The organism is Burkholderia sp. BKH01 (genome assembly GCF_025685725.1).
Taxonomy (GTDB): domain Bacteria; phylum Pseudomonadota; class Gammaproteobacteria; order Burkholderiales; family Burkholderiaceae; genus Burkholderia; species Burkholderia pyrrocinia_C.
Genome location: NZ_JAOTQT010000002.1, coordinates 252,397 through 272,252 on the forward strand (window position 1 = coordinate 252,397; position 19,856 = coordinate 272,252).

Consider the following 19,856-nt stretch of genomic DNA (forward strand, 5'->3'; position numbering starts at 1 on the left):
ACGACGAGGGGCCCTGCGGGGACGAGAGTCAGCGTTCAAACGCCGAATTCCGGTCCACCGCGGAGCATGGGACCGGAATAAGCGCTAAAGCGCCAACTCCGGTCGACCGCGAAGCATGGGACCGGAGTAAGCGCTAAAGCGCCAACTCCGGTCGACACAGGAGACAACATGGAGCTTTCCGTCATCGAATCGGTCACGGCGCGCCGCGACTACCAGCAACTCGTGCGTGCGCGGCGCCGCTTCAGCTTCACGCTGACGGCGCTGATGATCGCGACCTACTACGGCTTCATCCTGCTCGTCGCGCTCGCGCCGCACGTGCTCGCGGCGCCGCTGTATCGCGGTGCGACGACGACAGTCGGGATCGCCGTGGGCGTCGCGATCATCCTGGTCGCGATCGGCCTGACCGCGTGCTACGTGCTGCGCGCGAATCGTGCGTTCGATCGCCGGGTCGACGCGATTCTGCAGCGTTCGTAACGGAGGCCGACATGCGACGCACATCGATTGCGCTCGGCGCGCTTGCCATTCTCGTTTCCTCCGCCGCGCATGCGGTATCGGTCGCGGGCCCGATGCCCGACAAGGTCGAGCTGAACCCGGTCGCGATCGGGATGTTCTTCGCGTTCGTGTTCGCGACGCTCGCGCTCACGCGCTGGGCCGCGCGCCGCACGCGCTCGACGCGCGACTTCTACACGGCCGGCGGCGGCATCACCGGGCTGCAGAACGGCCTCGCGATCGCGGGCGATTATATGTCGGCCGCGTCGTTCCTCGGGCTGTCCGGGATGGTGTTCATGTTCGGCTTCGACGGGCTCATCTATTCGATCGGCTTTCTGGTCGGCTGGCCGTTCGTGATGTTCCTGATCGCCGAACCGCTGCGCAACCTCGGCAAGTTCACGTTCGTCGACGTCGTCGCGTACCGCTTCGCGCAGCGGCCGATCCGGCTGCTGACCTCCGCGAACGCGCTGACGATCGTCGTGCTGTACCTCGTCGTGCAGATGGTCGGCGCGGGCAAGCTGATCCAGCTGCTGTTCGGGCTGTCGTACGGCACGGCCGAGCTGATCGTCGGCGTGCTGATGGTCGTCTACGTGTTCTTCGGCGGGATGACCGCGACCACCTGGGTGCAGGTGATCAAGGCCGTGCTGCTGCTGTGCGGCGCGACGCTGCTCGTGTTGCTCGCGCTCGGCGAATTTGGCTTCAGCGTCAACGAGATGTTCCGCCGCGCGGTGGCCGTGCATCCGGGCGCGCTCGGCATCATGGGGCCCGGCAAGCTGATCCGCGATCCGGCCAACGCGCTGTCGCTCGGCATCGCGCTGATGTTCGGCACGGCCGGCTTCCCGCACATCCTGATGCGCTTCTTCACGGTGCCGAACGCGAAGGAGGCGCGCAAGTCGGTGCTCTACGCGACCGGCTTCATCGGCTACTTCTACCTGCTGACCTTCGTGATCGGCTTCTCGGCGATCGTGCTGCTCGCGCAGCATCCGGAATTCTTCAAGCTCGGCGCGAACGGCACGTTCAACCTCACGCACGACCTGCTCGGCGGCTCGAACATGGTCGCGGTGAAGCTCGCGCAGGCGGTCGGCGGGAACTGGTTCTACGGTTTTATCGCGGCCGTCACGTTCGCGACGATCCTCGCGGTGGTCGCTGGCCTGACGCTCGCCGGCGCGACGACGATCTCGCACGACCTGTATGCGCAGATGTGGGCGCGCGGCAAGCCCGACGAGCGCCTCGAGATGCGCATCTCGCGCGCGGCGACGATCGCGCTGTCGGCCATCGCCATCGGGCTGTCGATCCTGTTCGAGCACGTGAACGTCGCGTTCATGGTCGGGCTCGTCGCGGCGGTGGCCGCGAGCGCGAATTTCCCGGTGCTCGCGATGTCGATCTTCTGGCGCGGGATGACGACGCGCGGCGCGGTGCTCGGCGGCGGCCTTGGCCTCGGGTCGGCGGTGGTGCTTACGGTGCTGTCGAAGTCGGTGTGGGTCGACGTGCTGCACCACGCGCATGCGCCGGTGTTCCTCGACAACCCGGCGCTCGTGTCGGTGCCGCTTGCGTTCGTCGGGATTGTCGTCGGCTCGCTCGCGGATCGCGGCGAGCGCGCGCGGCGCGAGCGCGCCGCGTTCGCGCAGCAGGAGTTCTATGCGCAGACGGGCCTGCTGGCCGGCGAGGCCGTGCAGCATTGATTCGTCTGATCAATGCGCCTATCCGTCCGGCGATCCGGACGGATATTTTCCGGAAATCCGGAATCCCGGATTTCCTTGCCTGCCGCATTATGAGAAATACAATGAAAACAATGCTTTGAGCGGTTGCGGAAACCTGGCATCGACCTTGCGATATAAAACGCATGGCCGCCCACTCGGCCTGACTATTAAACCAAGCGTTGCATGGGACCCAAGTAAGCGCTGAAGCGCTAACTCGGGTCGACAGGAGACAATCGATGACCACTGCCTTCCTCCCCCTCCGGATGTCTTGAGGCATCGCTTGTTGCGGCACGGCAGCCGCGCGGGCGAGTGACTCCCCTGACATTCGTCCGCGCGCGTGACGCCGTTTCCACCGGCTCATCTACTTCAGCAGGAACCATCGTGAAGAAGAAACCCTTCTACAAAGTGCTCTATGTGCAGGTGATCTTCGCCATCATCGTCGGCGTGATCCTCGGCCACTACTACCCGGCGCTCGCCACCGACATGAAGCCGCTCGGCGACGGGTTCATCAAGCTGATCAAGATGGTGATCGGTCCGATCATCTTCTGTACGGTCGTCACCGGCATCGCCGGCATGGAGGACATGAAGAAGGTGGGCCGCGTCGGCGGCAAGGCGCTGCTGTACTTCGAGATCGTGTCGACCTTCGCGCTGCTGCTCGGCCTCGCGGCCACGCACATCCTGCGTCCGGGCGTCGGCTTCAACATCGATCCGGCGACGCTGAACGGCAAGGAAGTCGCGTCGTACGCGGCGAAGGCGCACGGGCAGTCGACGGTCGACTTCCTGATGCACATCATCCCGAACACGATGGTCGATGCGTTCGCGCAGGGCGAAATCCTGCAGATCCTGCTGATCGCGCTGCTGTTCGGCAGCGTGCTCGCGCACCTCGGCGAGCGCGGCAAGGTCGTCACCGACTTCATCGACGGGCTCACGCGCGTGCTGTTCGGCATCGTGCACATCGTCACGAAGCTGGCACCGATCGGCGCGTTCGGCGCGATGGCGTTCACGATCGGCAAGTACGGCGTCGGCTCGCTGGTGCCGCTGCTCAAGCTGATCGGCACGTTCTACCTGACGTCGGTCGTGTTCGTGCTCGTCGTGCTCGGCGCGATCGCACGCTTCACGGGCTTCTCGATCATCCGCTTCGTGTCCTACATCAAGGAAGAGCTGCTGATCGTGCTCGGCACGAGCTCGTCGGAAGCCGCGCTGCCGCAGCTGATGGAAAAGCTCGAGAAGGCCGGCTGCTCGCGTTCGGTTGTCGGCCTCGTCGTGCCGACCGGCTATTCGTTCAACCTCGACGGCACCAACATCTACATGACGATGGCCGTGCTGTTCATCGCGCAAGCGACCAACATCGAGCTGACGTGGATGCAGCAGCTCACGCTGCTGGCGGTCGCGATGCTGACGTCGAAGGGCGCGAGCGGCGTGACGGGCGCGGGCTTCATCACGCTCGCCGCGACGCTGGCCGTCGTGCCGACGATCCCGCTGTCGGGCATGGTGCTGATCCTCGGCATCGACCGCTTCATGAGCGAATGCCGCGCGCTGACCAACATCGTCGGCAACGGCGTCGCGACGGTCGTCGTGTCGGCCTGGGAGAAGGAGCTCGACCGCAACAAGCTGCGCCAGGCGCTGAAGGGCGGCGGCGAAGTCTCGGCGACCGAGACGGCCGGCGTCTGACACCATGAAGGAGCAGGCGGCGCCGCTCGCCGGCGGCGCGGCACGCGGCGGCCGAGGCGTTGACAGGGAGGCCTATGACACAATAGGCGATCCGCATCGCCAGGAAGCCTCGACCGTGAAGCGCCGCCTGCTCATCCTCGTCGTGCTTGCCGCCGCGCTCGTCGCGGCGTGCGCGCTGACGTGGACGATTACCTGGCAACGCGGCGTCGCCGAGCTGCAGCGCAACGCCGCGGTGCGCGTCGACCGCACCACCAGCGCGCTCAAGAGCACGCTCGACCGCTACGAATCGCTGCCTTATCTGCTCGGCAGCCATCCGTATGTGCAGGACCTGCTCGCCGAGCCGAAGCGCGGCGACTACACCGCGCGCGTCAACCGCTATCTCGAAGATCTCAACGAACACGCGCACGCGACCGTCACCTACGTGATCGGCGCGGACGGCCTGTGCGTCGCCGCCAGCAACTGGCGCGCGCCCGACAGCTTCGTCGGGATCGAATACCGTTTCCGCCCTTACTTCCTCGACGCGATGAACGGCCGGGTCGGCCGCTTCTTCGGGATCGGCACGATCTCGCGCGATCCCGGCTACTACATCTCGCAGCCCGTGTGGCGCGACGGCAAGATCGCGGGCGTCGTCGTCGTGAAGCTCAATCTCGAATGGTTCCAGGGCGCCGATGCGTCCGAGCCGCTCGTCGTCGTGGACGATCACGGTGTCGTGTTCCTGTCGTCGGTGCCCGCGTGGAAGTACCACACGCTGCGGCCGTTGACGGGGCCCGTTGCCGCGTCGATCTACGAGACGCGCCAGTACGCGCAGCAGCCCGTCACGCCGCTGCCGCTGCGCGTCGAGCAGACGCTCGGCGCCGATGCGGAGATCGTGCGCCTCGGCGCGGGCCTGCGCGCGCCGCGTTTCCTGGCCAGCAAGCGCCGGATCGGCGAGCCCGACTGGCTGCTCGTCACGCTCGCGCCGATCGCGCCCATCGACGCCGATGCGCGCAACGCGACGATCGTCACGGGCTTCGGCTTCGTGTCGGTCGCGCTGCTCGCGTTCTACTGGCGGATGCGCCGCGCGCGCGTGCGCGAAATGATCCGCGGCCGCGCGTTGCTGCAACAGGCGTACGCGGAGCTGAACCGGCGTGTCGAGGAGCGTACGGCCGATCTGTCGGAGGCGAACGAGCAATTGCAGAAGGAAGTCGGCGACCGGATTCGCGCGGAGCAGGAGTTGCGCGCCGCGCACGACGAACTGATCCAGGCGAGCAAGCTTGCCGCGCTCGGCCAGATGGCGGCCGGCATCACGCACGAACTGAACCAGCCGCTCGCGGCGCTGCGCAGCTTCTCGGACAACACGCGCGTGCTGCTCGATCGCGGCGAGCAGGCGGCCGCGCGCGAGAACCTCGAGGCGATCGCCGCGCTCACCGAGCGGATGGGCAAGATCACGAACCAGTTGAAGCTGTTCGTCGGCCGCGCGAAGCCGCGCAACGAGCGGGCGCTCGTCGTGCGCGCGCTGCGCAGCGTGCTGGCGCTGCTCGGCGATCGCCTGCGCGGCGTCGCGCTGACGCTGACGCTGCGGGACGCGACCGTATCGCCCGCGCACGACGACCAACCGAATTCCCCGCAGGACGCACCGCTCGATCTGGCGCGCGACTATCCCGAGCTCGTTGCGCGTTGTGAGGACCTGCGCCTCGAGCAGGTGCTGATCAACCTGCTCGGCAACGCGCTCGACGCGGTTGCGGGCATCGCGGCGCCTGCCATCGAAGTGACGATCGCGGTGTCGGCCGCGACGCTCGCGGTCGAGGTGCGCGACAACGGGCCCGGCATCGCGCCCGACCTGTTGCCGCGCCTGTTCGAGCCGTTCTTCACGACCAAGGAAATGGGGCGCGGGCTCGGGCTCGGCCTCGCGATCTCGTCGTCGATCGCGAGCGACGCGGGCGGTGCGCTGACCGCGCGCAACGCGCCGTCGGGCGGCGCGTTGTTCGTCTTGACGCTGCGGCGCGCGCGCACGCATCATCCGGACTCCGTGTCCGAGCCGGCGGGCTCGCATTGAGCAAGCGTCCGCCGCAGGCCCGGTCGGCGAACGACCGGCATCAACGCCGCCGCGCGCACGATAGCGCCGCGCGGCCCGTCAGGAGCAAGTGAGTACGATGGCCAACCGGCTGCAAGTGATCTATATCGAAGACGATGCGCTCGTTCGCCGGGCGAGCGTGCAGAGCCTTCAACTGGCGGGCTTCGACGTCGCCGGTTTCGAGTCGGCCGAAGCGGCCGAGAAGGCGATCGTCGCGGACACCGCCGGCGCGATCGTCAGCGACATCCGGCTGCCCGGCGCGAGCGGGCTCGACGTGCTCGCGCAGTGCCGCGAGCGCGTGCCCGACGTGCCCGTGATCCTCGTCACCGGGCACGGCGACATCTCGATGGCCGTGCAGGCGATGCGCGACGGTGCGTACGACTTCATCGAAAAGCCGTTCGCGGCCGAGCGCCTGATCGAGACGGTGCGCCGCGCGCTCGAACGGCGCGAACTCGTGCTCGAGAACCATGCGCTGCGGCGCGAGCTGGCCGGGCAGAACGTCGTCGCGCCGCGCATCATCGGCCGCAGCCCCGCGATCGAGCAGGTGCGCAAGCTGATCGCGAACGTCGCGCCCACCGACGCGTCGGTGCTGATCAACGGCGACACCGGCGCCGGCAAGGAGCTGATCGCGCGCAGCCTGCACGAGCTGTCGCCGCGCCGCGACAAGCCGTTCATCGCGGTGAATTGCGGCGCGCTGCCCGAGCCGATGTTCGAGTCGGAGATGTTCGGCTACGAGCCCGGCGCGTTTACCGGCGCCGCGAAGCGGCGCGTCGGCAAGCTCGAATACGCGTCCGGCGGTACGCTGTTCCTCGACGAAATCGAAAGCATGCCGCTCGCGCTGCAGGTGAAGCTGCTGCGCGTGCTGCAGGACGGCGTGCTGGAGCGGCTCGGCTCGAACCAGCCGATCCGCGTGAACTGCCGCGTCGTCGCGGCCGCGAAGGGCGACATGAGCGAACTCGTCGCGGCCGGCACGTTCCGGCGCGACCTGCTGTACCGGCTCAACGTCGTGACGATCGCGCTGCCGCCGCTCGCCGAGCGCCGCGAGGACATCGTGCCGCTGTTCGAGCACTTCATGCTCGATGCGGCCGTGCGCTACGGGCGGCCCGCACCCGTGCTGACCGACCGGCAGCGCGCGAGCCTGATGCAGCGCGATTGGCCCGGCAACGTGCGCGAGCTGCACAACGCGGCCGACCGCTTCGTGCTCGGCGTGGCCGACATGCCGCAGGAAGCGGGCGCGGGCGGCGACGCTGCCGACAACGAGCAGACGCTGAAGGAGCGCATCGAGCAGTTCGAGCGCGCGGTGATCGCCGAGGCATTGAACCAGACGGGCGGCGCGGTCGCCGCGACGGCCGACCGGCTGCATGTCGGCAAGGCGACGCTGTACGAGAAGATGAAGCGCTACGGGCTGTCGGCGAAAGGCGAAACCGAGCGCTGAAAAGCAAACGGACCGCGGAGCCGGGCTGGCCGGTCGTGCGGTCCGTTTTTGGAGAAGGGCGCTGTGCGCGCCCCTTCGATCCGGATCCGGCGGCGCTCAGGCCGCGTTGCTGTCGAGCGCCTTCTTGAGCAGCGCGTCGAGTTCCGCGAACTGCGGGGCGCCGACGTAGCGCTTCAGGATCTTGCCGTTCTTGTCGACGACGAAGGTCGTCGGCGTGAGCTGCACGTTGCCGAACTGCTTTGCGACGCTGCCGTCGTCGAGCGCGACCTTGAACGGCAACTGGCGCGTCTGCGCGTAGTTCGCGACGTACATCGGCGGATCGTAGTTCATCGCGACCGCGACGAATTCCAGCCCCTGACCCTTGAAGCGATTATAGGTATCGACCATCTGCGGCATTTCCTGCATGCAGGTCGCGCAGCTCGTCGCCCAGAAGTTCACGAGATAGACCTTGCCCTTCAGGTCGCCGGTGGTCGAGACCTTCTGGCCCGACAGCAGCGTGAAGGTCGCGTCCGGCACGCTGGACTTGCCGTTGAACGCGAAGAAGCCGGCTACTGCGATGGCCGCGACGACGACGGCCGCGACGATGTAGCGGACGGGGCCGGCACTGCGGCGGGCGGGAGGCGTGGTGTTCATCAGCGGTGCTCTCGGAGTCGGTCGATGACGCGGATCAATGCAAAGGACGTCGAAATTCGGCGCTCATTTTAGCGCGAATGCGGTGCGCGCACCGGCGGCGGCCACGCATCCCGGTTTTCACGTTCGGCGGATAATGGCCGATTTGCTTGCCCGATCCACGCCATGCCGAAGGAAGTCATCGATTCGTTGTGCCCCCTTTTTCGTCCGCTGCGACACTTCGCCGCGCTCGCCTGTGCGAGCGCCGCGCTGGCCGCGTGCTCGCCGTCGTACGACTGGCGCACGCTGCACAACGACGCCGGCTACACGATCGACTTGCCGGCGAAGCCGACCGTCGAGGAGCAGCCGGTTGCGATCGACGGCACGTCGATGCCGATGCGGATGCAGGCCGCGCACGTCGACGGCGCGGTGTTCGCGGTCGGCACGCTGACGCTGCCCGACGACCGCGACGACACGCGCCGCGCGGCGCTCGAGTTCCTGCGCGCCGGGCTGTCACGCAATCTCGAAGGCGCGCCGCAGACGGCTTCGGTGCCCGTGCCGCTCGCAGCCGGCGGCGCGGTGAACGGGCTCGAGCTGCGCATCGCGGGCGCGGCCGCCGGCGGCGATCGCGCGCGCAAGACGATCGTCGCGCGGCTCGCCGCGCGTGGCCGGCACGCGTACCAGGCCGTCGCGATCACCGACCGGCCGCTCGCTCAGGAGCAGCTCGACCAGTTTTTCGGCTCGTTCAAACTCGACTGACGATGGCAAGCGAGGGCGCTCAGACACTGTGTGACAACTGAAAGTTCATTCGCAGCTTTCGACGCTAATCGCCGGATTTTGCGAGGGTTTTTCGGCTATCCACAGCGCTTGTGGATAACTTTGTTGAAAAGTTGGCCGGATTTCCCGCTGAGCCGCACCGGGCGGCCCTCCGGCCCGTTTCGCTGCTCGTCCGTATTTTTGGAAATTCCAATAAAAACAAAGAGATATGAATTTTGCGATGAACGGGCCCTGGCGAGTCATGATCCGGGGCCAGATTCGCGAAATTGTGCATAAGTCAAGTCTTGACAGCCGGATTTTGTCCTCCGAGGGCGCTCAGAGCGATGTAAGCACGCGCCGGTAGCGGATCGCCTCGGCGATCTGCGCGGCCGTCGGCAGCGGGTCGCCGGCCAGGTCGGCGATCGTCCGCGCGACCTTCAGCACGCGGAAATACGCGCGCGCCGACCAGCCGAAGCGCTCGCCGGCCTCGCGCAGCAGCCGTTCGCCTTCGTCGGTCGGCCGGCACAGGTCGTCGGTCTCGCGGCCGCTCAGCATGTGATTCGTCTTGCCCTGCCGGCCGAGCTGCAGCGCGCGCGCCTGCGCAACCCGCGCGGCGACCGCGGCGCTCGGCTCGCCGGGCGCCGACGCACGCGACGCGAGTTCGGCCGGCGACAGCGCGGGCAGGTCGATCTGGATGTCGATGCGGTCGACGAGCGGCCCCGACAGCTTGCGCAGGTAGCGCGCGGCGACGTCCGGCGTGCAGCGGCAACGCCCGGACGGATCGCCGTGCCAGCCGCACGGGCACGGGTTCATCGCGGCGATCAGCTGGCACGCGGCCGGGAAATCGGCTTGCTGCGCCGCGCGCGAGATCGTGATGCGGCCGGCTTCCAGCGGCTCGCGCAGCATCTCGAGCACGTGCCGGTCGAATTCCGGCAGTTCGTCGAGGAACAGCACGCCGAGGTGCGCGAGCGTGATTTCGCCCGGCTGCGGCGGGTTGCGGCCGCCGACCAGCGCGGCCGCGCTCGACGAGTGATGCGGCGAGCGGAACGGCCGCCGGCGCCACTGCGCGGGCGAGAAGCCGACGCGGCTCGCGGAAAGGAGTGCGGCCGACGTCAGTGCCTCGTCGTCGGTCAGCGGCGGCAGGAGGCCGGCCAGCCGCGCGGCCAGCATCGACTTGCCGGCCCCCGGCGGGCCGACCATCAGCATGTGATGCCCGCCCGCGGCGGCGACTTCCAGCGCGCGCCGGGCGCCGCGCTGGCCGACCACGTCCGCGAGGTCGGGCGCGGCCGGTGCCGGCAGGCCGTCGAGACAGGGCGCCGCGACCGGCGCGAGCCGCCCGTCGGGCGCATCGGCGAGGTGCGCGCACAGCGCGGGCAGGTCAGGCGCGCCGAACACGGTGACGCCCGGTACGAGCGCCGCCTCGGCCGCGCTGTCGAGCGGCAGGTATAGCTCGGGTGGCCGCGACGTTGCCGCAGAGCCGGACAGGGCGACCGGATCCGGGCCCGGGCTGGAACCGAGGCCCGATCCGGTTTCGCACGCGCGCCAGTCCCGTGCCGCGCCGCACGCCATCGCGAACGCGCCGCGCATCGGCCGCAGCGCGCCGGTCAGCGACAGCTCGCCGGCGAATTCGCGGCCGGCCAGCGCGTCGGCCGGGATCTGGCCGTTCGCGGCGAGGATGCCGAGCGCGATCGGCAGGTCGAACCGGCCCGACTCTTTCGGCAGGTCGGCCGGCGCGAGGTTGACGGTGATCCGGCGCACGGGGAATTCGAATCCGCAGTTCTGCAGCGCGGCGCGGACGCGCTCGCGGCTTTCGCGGACTTCGAGATCGGGCAGGCCGACGATCGCGAACGACGGCAACCCGTTGGCGAGATGGACTTCGACGGTGACGTCCGGCGCGCGGCCGGATGCGGGCGCGCGACTGCGCACCACGGCGAGCGACATGGCGAGGCTCCTGTAAACAGGCGGGCGACGGCCGTTCGGGGCCGCATGCCGCGGGAATCGGAGGAATCGGTGCGCGCTTGCCGGCGTGGCGCGGGGAAAGAACGAGGCACTGCGGAACGACGGACTGCGAAGAGCGATGAACAGCGAAGAGCGGGGGCTGCGAAGAACGACGGACTACGAAGAACGACGGACTACGAAGAACGGCGGTACGGCTTCGGGGCGGCAGGCGCGGGCCGCGCGAGGCGGCCCGCGCCCGGACCTTGCGGTCGGGTGGCGGGCGTCAGGCCTGCGGCGCCGCGAGCTTCTGCTCGAGTTCCGCGACGCGCTTTTCGAGTTCCTCGAGGCGCACGCGGGTGCGGGCAAGCACCTGCGCCTGCGTGTCGAATTCCTCGCGCGTGACGAGATCGAGCTTCGAGAAGCCTTGCGACAGCATGGCCTTCACGTTGCGCTCGACGTCCTTGGCCGGCGAGTTTTTCAGCAGGTCGCTGACGCGCGACTGCAGATCGTTGAAAACGTCGCTGGGTTGTTTCATGTGATTCCCCTTCCTTGCACAAAAATTGTGCATCTTCAGTTGCGTACGTGCCCATGATGCACGCATGACCGGAAATGGTGCGCGCGGAGCGCGAATTCCGGGCATGGCGCCGGCATGGGTGAATGCCCCGGTGATCCGGGACGTGCGTGCACTCTAGCAACGATCCTTTCGCCGCGCCAGCAAACCGGGCCACGTTGGCCATTCGGCCGGGCTTTCGCACCTTACATCACGGGATGCGACCCCGTTCCAGGGCCCTTCGAGATCGTGCTCGGGCAAACATGGCATGCGAGTTGCTGAGAAGAGTCCGTTACAACATTCCAACCAATTCGACGGGACAACCCAGCGAGAGGACTTCATGAAACTCATTACCGCAATCATCAAGCCGTTCAAGCTCGATGAGACGCGCGAAGCGCTGTCGGCGCTCGGCGTCTCCGGCATCACGGTGACGGAGGTGAAAGGGTTCGGGCGCCAGAAGGGGCATACCGAGCTGTATCGCGGCGCCGAATACGTGGTCGATTTCCTGCCGAAGATGAAGATCGAGGCAGCCGTGTCCGACGATCTCGTCGACCAGGCGGTCGAGGCGATCGAGCGGGCCGCGCGCACCGGCAAGATCGGCGACGGCAAGATCTTCGTCACGCCGATCGAACAAGTGATCCGGATTCGCACCGGGGAGACGGGCGCTGACGCGCTGTAACAGAACAGACAAGACAAGCGACAAGAGGAAACCCAAGATGCGCAAACTTCTGATGTCCCTGCTGATGGCCGGCTCGCTGATCGCGGCCGGCGTCGGCCCCGCGCTCGCCGACGACGCGGCGTCCGCCGCGGCTGCGTCCGCGCCCGCCGCAACGGCTTCCGACGCATCGGCTGCCGCGGCACCCGCCGCGACGGCAAGCGCCGCGCCTGACGCATCCGCCGCAGCGGCCGCCGCCGCACCGGCTTCGGGCGCCGCCGCCGACGCATCGGCCGCCGCCGCTGCCTCCGCGCCGGCCGCACCCGCCGCGCCGACCGCACCGTTCTCCGTCGATTCGTCGAAGATCAACTCGGGCGACACCGCGTGGATGCTGACGTCCACCGCGCTCGTGCTGTTCATGACGGTCCCCGGTCTCGCGCTGTTCTACGCGGGCATGGTCCGCAAGAAGAACGTGCTCGCGACCGTGATGCAGAGCTTCGCGATCACCGCGCTGATCACGGTGCTGTGGACGGTGGTCGGCTACAGCCTCGCGTTCACGCCGGGCAACGGCTTCATCGGCGGCATGTCGCGCGTGTTCCTGCACGGGATGAACTACATCCACGGCGACAAGGCGACGACGCTGACCGTCAGCCACCTGGCACCGACGATTCCGGAATCGGTCTACTTCGTCTACCAGATGACGTTCGCGATCATCACGCCGGCGCTGATCTGCGGCGCGTTCGCCGACCGGATGAAGTTCTCGGCGATGCTCGTGTTCATGACGCTCTGGTCGCTGATCGTCTATGTGCCGATCGCGCACATGGTGTGGGAACCGACCGGCTGGCTGTCGGCCGACGGCGTGCTCGACTTCGCGGGCGGCACGGTGGTGCACATCAACGCCGGTATCGCGGGCCTGATGTCGTGCCTGGTGCTCGGCAAGCGCGTCGGCTACGGCCGCGAATCGATGGCGCCGCACAACCTCGTGTTGACGATGATCGGCGGCTCGATGCTGTGGGTCGGCTGGTTCGGCTTCAACGCGGGTTCGGCGGTCGCGGCTGACGGCCGTGCCGGCTTCGCGATGCTGACCACGCAAGTGGCGACGGCCTGCGCGGCGCTCGGCTGGATGTTTGCCGAGTGGGTTGCGAAGGGCAAGCCGTCGGTGCTCGGCATCGTGTCGGGCGCGGTCGCGGGTCTCGTGGCGATCACGCCGGCCGCCGGTTTCGTCGGCGTGGCGGGCGCGCTCGTGATCGGCATCGCGGCGGGCGTGGTCTGCTTCTGGTCGGCGACGTGGCTCAAGTCGAAGCTCGGCTACGACGATTCGCTCGACGCGTTCGGCGTGCACGGCGTGGGCGGGATTCTCGGCGCGCTGCTGACGGGCGTGTTCGCGGTCAAGGACATCGGCGGCGCCGACGGCAGCCTGCTGCTGCAGGCGAAGGGCGTGCTGATCACGCTGGTCTACAGCGGCGTGCTGAGCTTCGTGCTGCTGAAGCTGATCGACCTGACGATCGGCCTGCGCGTGTCCGAAGAGGAAGAGCGCGAAGGCCTCGACGTGATCCTGCACGGCGAGCATGTCGAATAAGTCATAAGGATGCACGGCGGGCCGCCGCGACGACGGCGCCCGCCACGAATGAGCGCAGCGACTTCGGCCCGCCCACCCGGCGGGCTTTTTTTCTCCTGCCGCCTGCTGCCGTAGCGCATAACCCTTCGCGCTATCGGGTCAATAGCCGAAAACTTCCTCCAAACCCTTGCGAAGCCGGGAACAATCCCCAAATGGGCAGGGCAATTGCTCTACAATCTTCATTCTCCCGCTCGCGAGTGATTCATGGTTCCCCACCTCGTTACCGCGTTGAACGGTCCGCTGCTCGAACTCGAGCAGAAGATCCTCGACGCGACGCCTGCGATCGAACGCTGGTTCAGGCTCGAATGGCAGGAACATACCCCGCCGTTCTATTGTTCGGTGGACCTGCGCAACGCCGGCTTCAAGCTGGCGCCCGTCGACGCGAACCTGTTCCCCGGCGCGTTCAACAATCTGCCGTCCGAAGTGCTGCCGCTCGCCGTGCAGGCCGCGATGGCCGCGATCGAGAAGATCTGCCCGGACGCGAAGAACCTGCTCGTGATTCCCGAGCTGCCGACCCGCAACGCGTTCTACCTGGAAAACGTCGCGCGCCTCGCGACGATCATGCACCAGGCTGGCCTGAACGTGCGCTTCGGCTCGCTCGACCCGAGCATCACCGACATGACGCCGATCACGCTGGCCGACGGCCAGAAGATCGTGCTCGAACCGCTCGAGCGTTCGCAGCGCCGCCTCGGCCTGAAGAATTTCGATCCGTGCTCGATCCTGCTGAACAACGACCTGTCGGCCGGCATCCCGGCCGTGCTGGAAAACCTGCACGAGCAGTACCTGCTGCCGCCGCTGCACGCGGGCTGGGCCGTGCGTCGCAAGTCGACGCACTTCTCGTGCTACGACGACGTCGCGAAGAAGTTCGCGAAGATGGTCGGCGTCGATCCGTGGATGGTGAATCCGTATTTCGCGCACGTCGAGGGTGTCGACTGGCAGGCGCATGAAGGCGAGCAGGCGCTCGCCGACGCGATCGACGGCGTGCTGAAGAAGATCGCGCGCAAGTATCGCGAATACGGGATCAGCGAGAAGCCGTACGTCGTCGTGAAGGCCGACGCGGGCACGGCGGGGCGCGGCGTGATGACCGTGCACGACGCGGCCGAGATCGGCCGCATGTCGAAGGCCGAGCGCGCGCAGATGGCCGAGTCGAAGGCCGGCCTCGCGGTGCGTGACGTGATCGTGCAGGAAGGCGTCTATACGTTCGAGCGCGTCGGCGACGAAGTGGCCGAGCCCGTCGTGTACATGATCGACCGCTACGTGGTCGGCGGCTTCTACCGCACGCACGGCGGTCGTGAGCGCGACCAGAACCTGAACGCGCCCGGCATGCACTATGTGCCGCTCGGCTTCGAGCACACCGCGCTGCCGGATGCCGGCGCGAAGCCGGGCGCCGCGCCGCCGAACCGTTTCTACATGTACGGCGTCGTCGCACGGCTGTCGCTGATCGCGTCGTCGATCGAACTGGAAAAGACCGATCCCGAAGCCATCCAGGTGTAACCGGGCTTCGCTACGCACAGGATTCGCATGGATATTCTCTTTATCGCCGACCCGCTCGAGCGCTTCAAGATCTACAAGGATTCGACCTACGCGATGATGGCGGAGGCCGCGCGGCGCGGGCACGTGATCTACACGTGCGAGCCGCACCAGCTTGCGTGGACGGGGTCGGGTGTCGAGGCGGACGTGCAGCGCGTGACGATCGTCGGCGATACGGCCGACCTGCATCGCCATCCGTGGTACGAGGCGGCCGCGCATGAATCCCGTCAAATGACGTCGTTCGGCGCGGTGCTGATGCGCAAGGATCCGCCGTTCGACATGGAGTACGTGACGGCCACGTGGATGCTCGAACTGGCCGAGCGCGCGGGCGCGCGCGTGTTCAACAAGCCGCAGTCGATCCGCGACCATTCGGAGAAGCTGGCGATCGGCGAGTTTCCGCAATTCGTCGCGCCGACGCTGGTCACGCGCGATGCCGCGCGGTTGCGCGCGTTCCACGCCGAGCACGGCGACGTGATCGTGAAGCCGCTCGACGGGATGGGCGGGATGGGCGTGTTCCGCGTGAAGGCCGACGGGATGAATCTCGGCGCGATCATCGAGATGCTCGGCCACGACGGCACGCGCTCGCTGATGATTCAGAAGTTCATTCCCGAGATCAAGGCCGGCGACAAGCGGATCCTGCTGATCGCGGGCGAGCCCGTGCCGTATTCGCTCGCGCGGATTCCGCAGGGCAGCGAGGTGCGCGGCAATCTCGCCGCGGGCGGGCTCGGCGTTGCGCAGCCGCTGACTGCCCGCGATCGCGAGATCGCCGGCGCGCTCGGGCCCGTGCTCGCGTCGCGAGGGCTGCTGCTGGTCGGCCTCGATGCGATCGGCGACTGGCTGACCGAGGTGAACGTCACGAGTCCGACCTGCTTCCGCGAGATCATGGAGCAGACGGGCTTCGACGTCGCCGCGATGTTCGTGGACGCGCTGGAGCGTGCGGCCGCGTAGGCCGCCTTCCTGCGCAACCCCGGCGGCGGCCGCGCAGGTCCCCCGTCGCCGGAGCAGCTTGACCGGCCTGCTACAATGCCCGCTTGCCCGGTGCCGTGATCGGCGCACCGAAGGCCCGGCGGTCGGGCCGAAACTGTTGCAAGGCTGAACATGAAACGTTCCCCACACTCGCTACGCTTTTTGCCCCGCCGCGGGGTGTCGGCCCGCCAGGGGCGGCCGGGAGCGATCTGACATGGCCGGGATCCTGATCATCGCGCACGCACCGCTCGCCACCGCGCTGCGGGACTGCATCGCGCACATCTACGGCGGCGTGCCCGCGCGCATCGGCTGTATCGACGTGATGGCGGACAGCGATCCGACCCAGGTGATGGCGTTCGCGCACGCGGAGCTCGCGCGGCTCAGGGAAGAGAACGGCGTGGTCGTGCTGACCGACATGTACGGCGCGACGCCCGCGAACATCGCGGGCCAGCTCGCGAAGATCGACAACGTGCGTGTGCTGGCGGGCGTGAACCTGCCGATGCTCGTGCGGGCCGTCTGCTATCGCACCGTGCCGCTCGACAAGCTCGTCGACAAGGCGCTGTCCGGCGGCGCGAAGGGCGTCCACGAAGTGGCGGCCGGCACGCCGCCGCCGCCGACGGAAGCCGGTTGCGGCCAGTGCGCGCCGATTCCGCCCGAACCGCAACCGCGCACCGAATCGCACTGATCACCGCGTTTTTCGTTTTAGACAGCACCGCCGACGCGCACCGCCGGCGGTCCCGACCGACCCGACCGAGAATCATGCTTCAACAAGAAACCACCATCGTCAATAAATTGGGGCTCCATGCGCGCGCATCGGCCAAGCTTACGCAACTGGCCGGCAATTTCCAGTCGGAAGTCTGGATGACACGCAACGGGCGCAAGATCAATGCGAAGAGCATCATGGGCGTGATGATGCTGGCGGCGGGCATCGGCAGCACCGTGACGATCGAGACCGAAGGGGCCGACGAACGGGAAGCGATGGACGCGCTGCTTAAGCTGATCGCCGACAAGTTCGGCGAAGGCCAGTAACCATCGCGCGGGATCGTTGCCGTTTCCAGCCAGAATGCCGCGGATTTCGCGGCATTTTTTTCGTCGGAAGCATTGATGCGGAATGCGCAATGCTGCGGTGCATGCAGTCAGCGGGGAGTCGCGGAATTTATAATCACTAACCGGGGTCATAAGCGCATCGCAGCAGTGTGCCGCGGCTTTACTTGTACAGAGGAGGTGCGCGTGTCCTTCACGCTGCAAGGCATTCCCGTCTCACGAGGTATCGCGATCGGGCGAGCGTATCTGATCGCGCCGGCGGCGCTCGACGTCGCCCATTACCTGATCGAGGCGAACCAGACCGACGCCGAAGTCGAGCGTTTCCGCACGGCGCTCGAAGTCGTGCATTACGAACTCGAAGCGCTGCGCGCCGACCTGACCGACGACACCCCGAGCGAAGTGGGCGCATTCATCGACGTCCACATGATGATCCTGAGCGACGCGATGCTCGTGCAGGAAACCATCGACCTGATCCGCACGCGCCGCTACAACGTCGAGTGGGCGCTGACCGAGCAGCTCGAGCTGCTCACGCGCCACTTCGACGACATCGAGGACGAATACCTGCGCGAGCGCAAGGCCGACATCGAACAGGTGGTCGAGCGCGTGCTGAAGGCGCTCGCCGGTGCGCCGTCCGCGTCGCAGGCGCTCGACCGCGCGGCCGCGAACGGCACCAACGAGATGATCGTCGTCGCGCACGACATCGCACCGGCCGACATGATGCAGTTCAAGACGCAGTCGTTCCAGGCGTTCGTCACCGACCTCGGCGGGCGCACGTCGCACACGGCGATCGTCGCACGCAGCCTCGGCATTCCGGCCGCGGTCGGCGTGCAGCACGCGAGCGCGCTGATCCGCCAGGACGACCTGATCATCGTCGACGGCGACCAGGGCATCGTGATCGTCGATCCGGCGCCGATCGTCCTTGAGGAATATTCGTACCGACAGTCCGAGAAGCTGCTCGAGCAACGCAAGCTGCAGCGTCTGAAATTCTCGCCGACGCAAACGTTGTGCGGCACCAAGATCGACCTGTACGCGAACATCGAGCTGCCCGACGACGCGAAGGCGGCCGTCGACGCCGGCGCGGTCGGCGTCGGCCTGTTCCGCTCCGAGTTCCTGTTCATGCATCAGAAGGAGATGCCGGAAGAGGAGGAGCAGTTCGCCGCATACAAGCGGGCCGTCGAGTGGATGAAGGGCATGCCGGTGACGATCCGCACGATCGACGTCGGCGCGGACAAGCCGCTCGAGGCGCTCGACGAGGGCTACGAGACGGCGCCGAACCCGGCGCTCGGCCTGCGCGCGATCCGCTGGAGCCTGTCCGAGCCGCAGATGTTCCTCACGCAGTTGCGCGCGATCCTGCGGGCGTCCGCGTTCGGCCAGGTAAAGATCCTGATCCCGATGCTCGCGCACGCGCAGGAGATCGACCAGACGCTCGACCTGATCCGCGAGGCGAAGCGCCAGCTCGACGATGCGGGGCTCGCATACGATCCGAACGTGCGCCTCGGCGCGATGATCGAGATTCCGGCCGCGGCGATCGCGCTGCCGCTGTTCCTGAAACGGTTCGATTTCCTGTCGATCGGCACGAACGACCTGATCCAGTACACGCTCGCGATCGATCGCGCCGACAACGCGGTCGCACACCTGTACGACCCGCTGCATCCGGCCGTGCTGCACCTGATCTCCTATACGTTGCGCGAAGCGAAGCGCGCGGGCGTGTCCGTGTCGGTGTGTGGCGAGATGGCGGGCGATCCGGCGCTCACGCGCCTGTTGCTCGGGATGGGGCTCACCGAGTTCTCGATGCACCCGAGCCAGCTGCTCGTCGTGAAGCAGGAGATCCTGCGCGCGCACCTGAAGGCGCTCGAGAAACCGACGGCCGACGTGCTCGCCGCGTTCGAGCCGGAGGAAGTGCAGGCGGCGCTGAAGCGCCTGTCGGTCGCCGAGCCGCGTGCGGACGCGGCCGCTTAGGCCGCTCTGGCCGCGTAGGCGCCCGAGTCGCCCGCTGACTGCCGTGAAGTGTCATGCATGCGCCGCCCGGCGCATGCGTTCGACGCGCGTCAGTGCCGGCCCCCGCACACGGGGCAGTCGGCCTGGCGCGCGATTTTCATCGTCGTCCATTCCATCCGCAGCGAATCGAGCATCATCAGCCGCCCGTTGAGCGTCGTGCCGATTTCGCCGATCACGCGCAGCGCTTCGGCGGCCTGCATCGCGCCGATGATCCCGACCGTCGGCGCGAACACGCCCATCGTCGCGCACGCGACTTCCTCGAACGGCTGGTCTTCCGGAAACACGCACGCATAGCAGGGTGCAGCCGCATCGCGGAAATCGAACGTGCTGATCTGGCCGTCGAAGCGCAGCGCGGCGCCCGACACGAGCGGCACGCCGTGCGCGACGCACGCGCGGTTGATCGCGTGCCGCGTCGCGAAGTTGTCGGTGCAGTCGAGCACGACGGTCGCGCGCGGCACGTGCGCGTCGAGCCACGCGTCGTCGACGCGCTCCGCGACCGCGTTCACCTTCACCTCGGGGTTCAGTTGCGCGAGCGTGTCGCGCCCCGATTCGACCTTGCTGCGGCCGACCGATGACGTCACGTGCAGGATCTGCCGCTGCAGGTTCGTGAGGTCGACCGTATCGGCGTCGACGAGCGTGATCGTGCCGACTCCCGATGCCGCGAGGTACATCGCGGCGGGCGAGCCGAGGCCACCCGCGCCGACGACGATCGCGTGCGCATCGAGAAAGCGCTGCTGCGCTTCGATGCCGATTTCGTCGACGAGGATGTGGCGGGAGTAGCGGAGGAGTTGATCGTCGTTCATGGGGAGATCGGGCGAAGCATGCCGCGGGCGGCGGCGCGGAC

At 67.6% G+C, this 19,856-nt stretch carries 17 protein-coding genes; 13 read left to right on the top strand and 4 right to left on the bottom strand.

The window, feature by feature from the left end; translation table 11 throughout:
* The first annotated feature begins 168 nt into the window (after positions 1-168).
* The 5 genes from OEJ37_RS04105 (at position 169) to OEJ37_RS04125 (ending at position 7,348) form a co-directional block, all read left to right on the top strand.
* Complete coding sequence (locus OEJ37_RS04105; protein WP_059233105.1) at positions 169-474, top strand: DUF485 domain-containing protein; 306 nt, start codon at positions 169-171, stop codon at positions 472-474.
* A gap of 11 nt (positions 475-485) precedes the next feature.
* The gene (locus OEJ37_RS04110; RefSeq protein WP_263343279.1) at positions 486-2,171 is read left to right on the top strand and encodes a cation acetate symporter; all 1,686 of its coding nucleotides are present in this window, start codon (positions 486-488) and stop codon (positions 2,169-2,171) included.
* A gap of 399 nt (positions 2,172-2,570) precedes the next feature.
* A complete protein-coding gene (locus OEJ37_RS04115; RefSeq protein ID WP_175941394.1) occupies positions 2,571-3,860 on the top strand; it encodes a dicarboxylate/amino acid:cation symporter in 1,290 nt (429 codons plus the stop codon).
* A 4-nt stretch (positions 3,861-3,864) separates the two neighbouring features.
* Complete coding sequence (locus tag OEJ37_RS04120; RefSeq protein ID WP_263343280.1) at positions 3,865-5,895, top strand: ATP-binding protein; 2,031 nt, start codon at positions 3,865-3,867, stop codon at positions 5,893-5,895.
* Between the two features lie 97 nt (positions 5,896-5,992).
* The gene (locus OEJ37_RS04125) at positions 5,993-7,348 is read left to right on the top strand and encodes a sigma-54-dependent transcriptional regulator (protein ID WP_175919592.1); all 1,356 of its coding nucleotides are present in this window, start codon (positions 5,993-5,995) and stop codon (positions 7,346-7,348) included.
* A gap of 96 nt (positions 7,349-7,444) precedes the next feature.
* On the opposite strand, the gene OEJ37_RS04130 is transcribed toward OEJ37_RS04125, so the two are convergent.
* On the bottom strand, positions 7,445-7,981 hold the full coding sequence (locus tag OEJ37_RS04130; protein ID WP_174421293.1) for a TlpA disulfide reductase family protein: 537 nt from the start codon (positions 7,979-7,981) through the stop codon (positions 7,445-7,447).
* 162 nt (positions 7,982-8,143) lie between these two features.
* On the opposite strand from OEJ37_RS04130, the gene OEJ37_RS04135 reads away from it, so the two are divergent.
* Positions 8,144-8,716, top strand: coding sequence for a hypothetical protein (locus OEJ37_RS04135; protein WP_175919443.1), 573 nt, complete (start codon positions 8,144-8,146; stop codon positions 8,714-8,716).
* Positions 8,717-9,049: 333 nt separating this feature from the next.
* Here the strand turns inward: OEJ37_RS04135 and OEJ37_RS04140 are convergent, their stop codons facing one another.
* Positions 9,050-10,654 (bottom strand): YifB family Mg chelatase-like AAA ATPase, encoded by a 1,605-nt coding sequence (locus tag OEJ37_RS04140; protein ID WP_174421295.1) that lies wholly within the window; start codon positions 10,652-10,654, stop codon positions 9,050-9,052.
* 280 nt (positions 10,655-10,934) lie between these two features.
* Complete coding sequence (locus OEJ37_RS04145) at positions 10,935-11,186, bottom strand: accessory factor UbiK family protein (protein WP_006489451.1); 252 nt, start codon at positions 11,184-11,186, stop codon at positions 10,935-10,937.
* Between the two features lie 355 nt (positions 11,187-11,541).
* Here OEJ37_RS04145 and OEJ37_RS04150 point away from each other — a divergent pair, with 355 nt between their 5' ends.
* From OEJ37_RS04150 to ptsP, 7 genes are all read left to right on the top strand, one after another.
* A complete protein-coding gene (locus OEJ37_RS04150; RefSeq protein ID WP_006398175.1) occupies positions 11,542-11,880 on the top strand; it encodes a P-II family nitrogen regulator in 339 nt (112 codons plus the stop codon).
* A gap of 37 nt (positions 11,881-11,917) precedes the next feature.
* Positions 11,918-13,435, top strand: a complete 1,518-nt coding sequence (locus OEJ37_RS04155) for an ammonium transporter (RefSeq protein ID WP_175919442.1) — start codon at positions 11,918-11,920, stop codon at positions 13,433-13,435.
* Positions 13,436-13,678: 243 nt separating this feature from the next.
* Positions 13,679-14,968: a glutamate--cysteine ligase gene (gene gshA, locus OEJ37_RS04160; RefSeq protein ID WP_263343281.1), complete on the top strand. Its 1,290-nt coding sequence runs from the start codon at positions 13,679-13,681 to the stop codon at positions 14,966-14,968.
* A gap of 27 nt (positions 14,969-14,995) precedes the next feature.
* Complete coding sequence (gene gshB, locus OEJ37_RS04165; protein ID WP_175941384.1) at positions 14,996-15,952, top strand: glutathione synthase; 957 nt, start codon at positions 14,996-14,998, stop codon at positions 15,950-15,952.
* Between the two features lie 232 nt (positions 15,953-16,184).
* On the top strand, positions 16,185-16,655 hold the full coding sequence (locus tag OEJ37_RS04170) for a PTS sugar transporter subunit IIA (RefSeq protein WP_263343282.1): 471 nt from the start codon (positions 16,185-16,187) through the stop codon (positions 16,653-16,655).
* Positions 16,656-16,729: 74 nt separating this feature from the next.
* On the top strand, positions 16,730-16,999 hold the full coding sequence (locus tag OEJ37_RS04175) for an HPr family phosphocarrier protein (RefSeq protein ID WP_072437289.1): 270 nt from the start codon (positions 16,730-16,732) through the stop codon (positions 16,997-16,999).
* 201 nt (positions 17,000-17,200) lie between these two features.
* The gene (gene ptsP, locus OEJ37_RS04180) at positions 17,201-18,973 is read left to right on the top strand and encodes a phosphoenolpyruvate--protein phosphotransferase (RefSeq protein ID WP_175941380.1); all 1,773 of its coding nucleotides are present in this window, start codon (positions 17,201-17,203) and stop codon (positions 18,971-18,973) included.
* Positions 18,974-19,062: 89 nt separating this feature from the next.
* On the opposite strand, the gene OEJ37_RS04185 is transcribed toward ptsP, so the two are convergent.
* Complete coding sequence (locus tag OEJ37_RS04185) at positions 19,063-19,815, bottom strand: HesA/MoeB/ThiF family protein (RefSeq protein WP_152862613.1); 753 nt, start codon at positions 19,813-19,815, stop codon at positions 19,063-19,065.
* Positions 19,816-19,856: the final 41 nt, after the last annotated feature.

Excerpts from the sequence above, each read along its gene's own strand:
- OEJ37_RS04105 (WP_059233105.1), top strand. The coding sequence starts at position 169 with ATGGAGCTTTCCGTCATCGAATCGGTCACGGCGCGCCGCGACTACCAG.
- OEJ37_RS04110 (WP_263343279.1), top strand. The coding sequence starts at position 486 with ATGCGACGCACATCGATTGCGCTCGGCGCGCTTGCCATTCTCGTTTCC.
- OEJ37_RS04120 (WP_263343280.1), top strand. The coding sequence starts at position 3,865 with ATGAAGGAGCAGGCGGCGCCGCTCGCCGGCGGCGCGGCACGCGGCGGC.
- OEJ37_RS04125 (WP_175919592.1), top strand. The coding sequence starts at position 5,993 with ATGGCCAACCGGCTGCAAGTGATCTATATCGAAGACGATGCGCTCGTT.
- OEJ37_RS04130 (WP_174421293.1), bottom strand. The coding sequence starts at position 7,981 with ATGAACACCACGCCTCCCGCCCGCCGCAGTGCCGGCCCCGTCCGCTAC.
- OEJ37_RS04135 (WP_175919443.1), top strand. The coding sequence starts at position 8,144 with ATGCCGAAGGAAGTCATCGATTCGTTGTGCCCCCTTTTTCGTCCGCTG.
- OEJ37_RS04140 (WP_174421295.1), bottom strand. The coding sequence starts at position 10,654 with ATGTCGCTCGCCGTGGTGCGCAGTCGCGCGCCCGCATCCGGCCGCGCG.
- OEJ37_RS04145 (WP_006489451.1), bottom strand. The coding sequence starts at position 11,186 with ATGAAACAACCCAGCGACGTTTTCAACGATCTGCAGTCGCGCGTCAGC.
- OEJ37_RS04150 (WP_006398175.1), top strand. The coding sequence starts at position 11,542 with ATGAAACTCATTACCGCAATCATCAAGCCGTTCAAGCTCGATGAGACG.
- OEJ37_RS04155 (WP_175919442.1), top strand. The coding sequence starts at position 11,918 with ATGCGCAAACTTCTGATGTCCCTGCTGATGGCCGGCTCGCTGATCGCG.
- gshA (WP_263343281.1), top strand. The coding sequence starts at position 13,679 with ATGGTTCCCCACCTCGTTACCGCGTTGAACGGTCCGCTGCTCGAACTC.
- gshB (WP_175941384.1), top strand. The coding sequence starts at position 14,996 with ATGGATATTCTCTTTATCGCCGACCCGCTCGAGCGCTTCAAGATCTAC.
- OEJ37_RS04170 (WP_263343282.1), top strand. The coding sequence starts at position 16,185 with ATGGCCGGGATCCTGATCATCGCGCACGCACCGCTCGCCACCGCGCTG.
- OEJ37_RS04175 (WP_072437289.1), top strand. The coding sequence starts at position 16,730 with ATGCTTCAACAAGAAACCACCATCGTCAATAAATTGGGGCTCCATGCG.
- OEJ37_RS04185 (WP_152862613.1), bottom strand. The coding sequence starts at position 19,815 with ATGAACGACGATCAACTCCTCCGCTACTCCCGCCACATCCTCGTCGAC.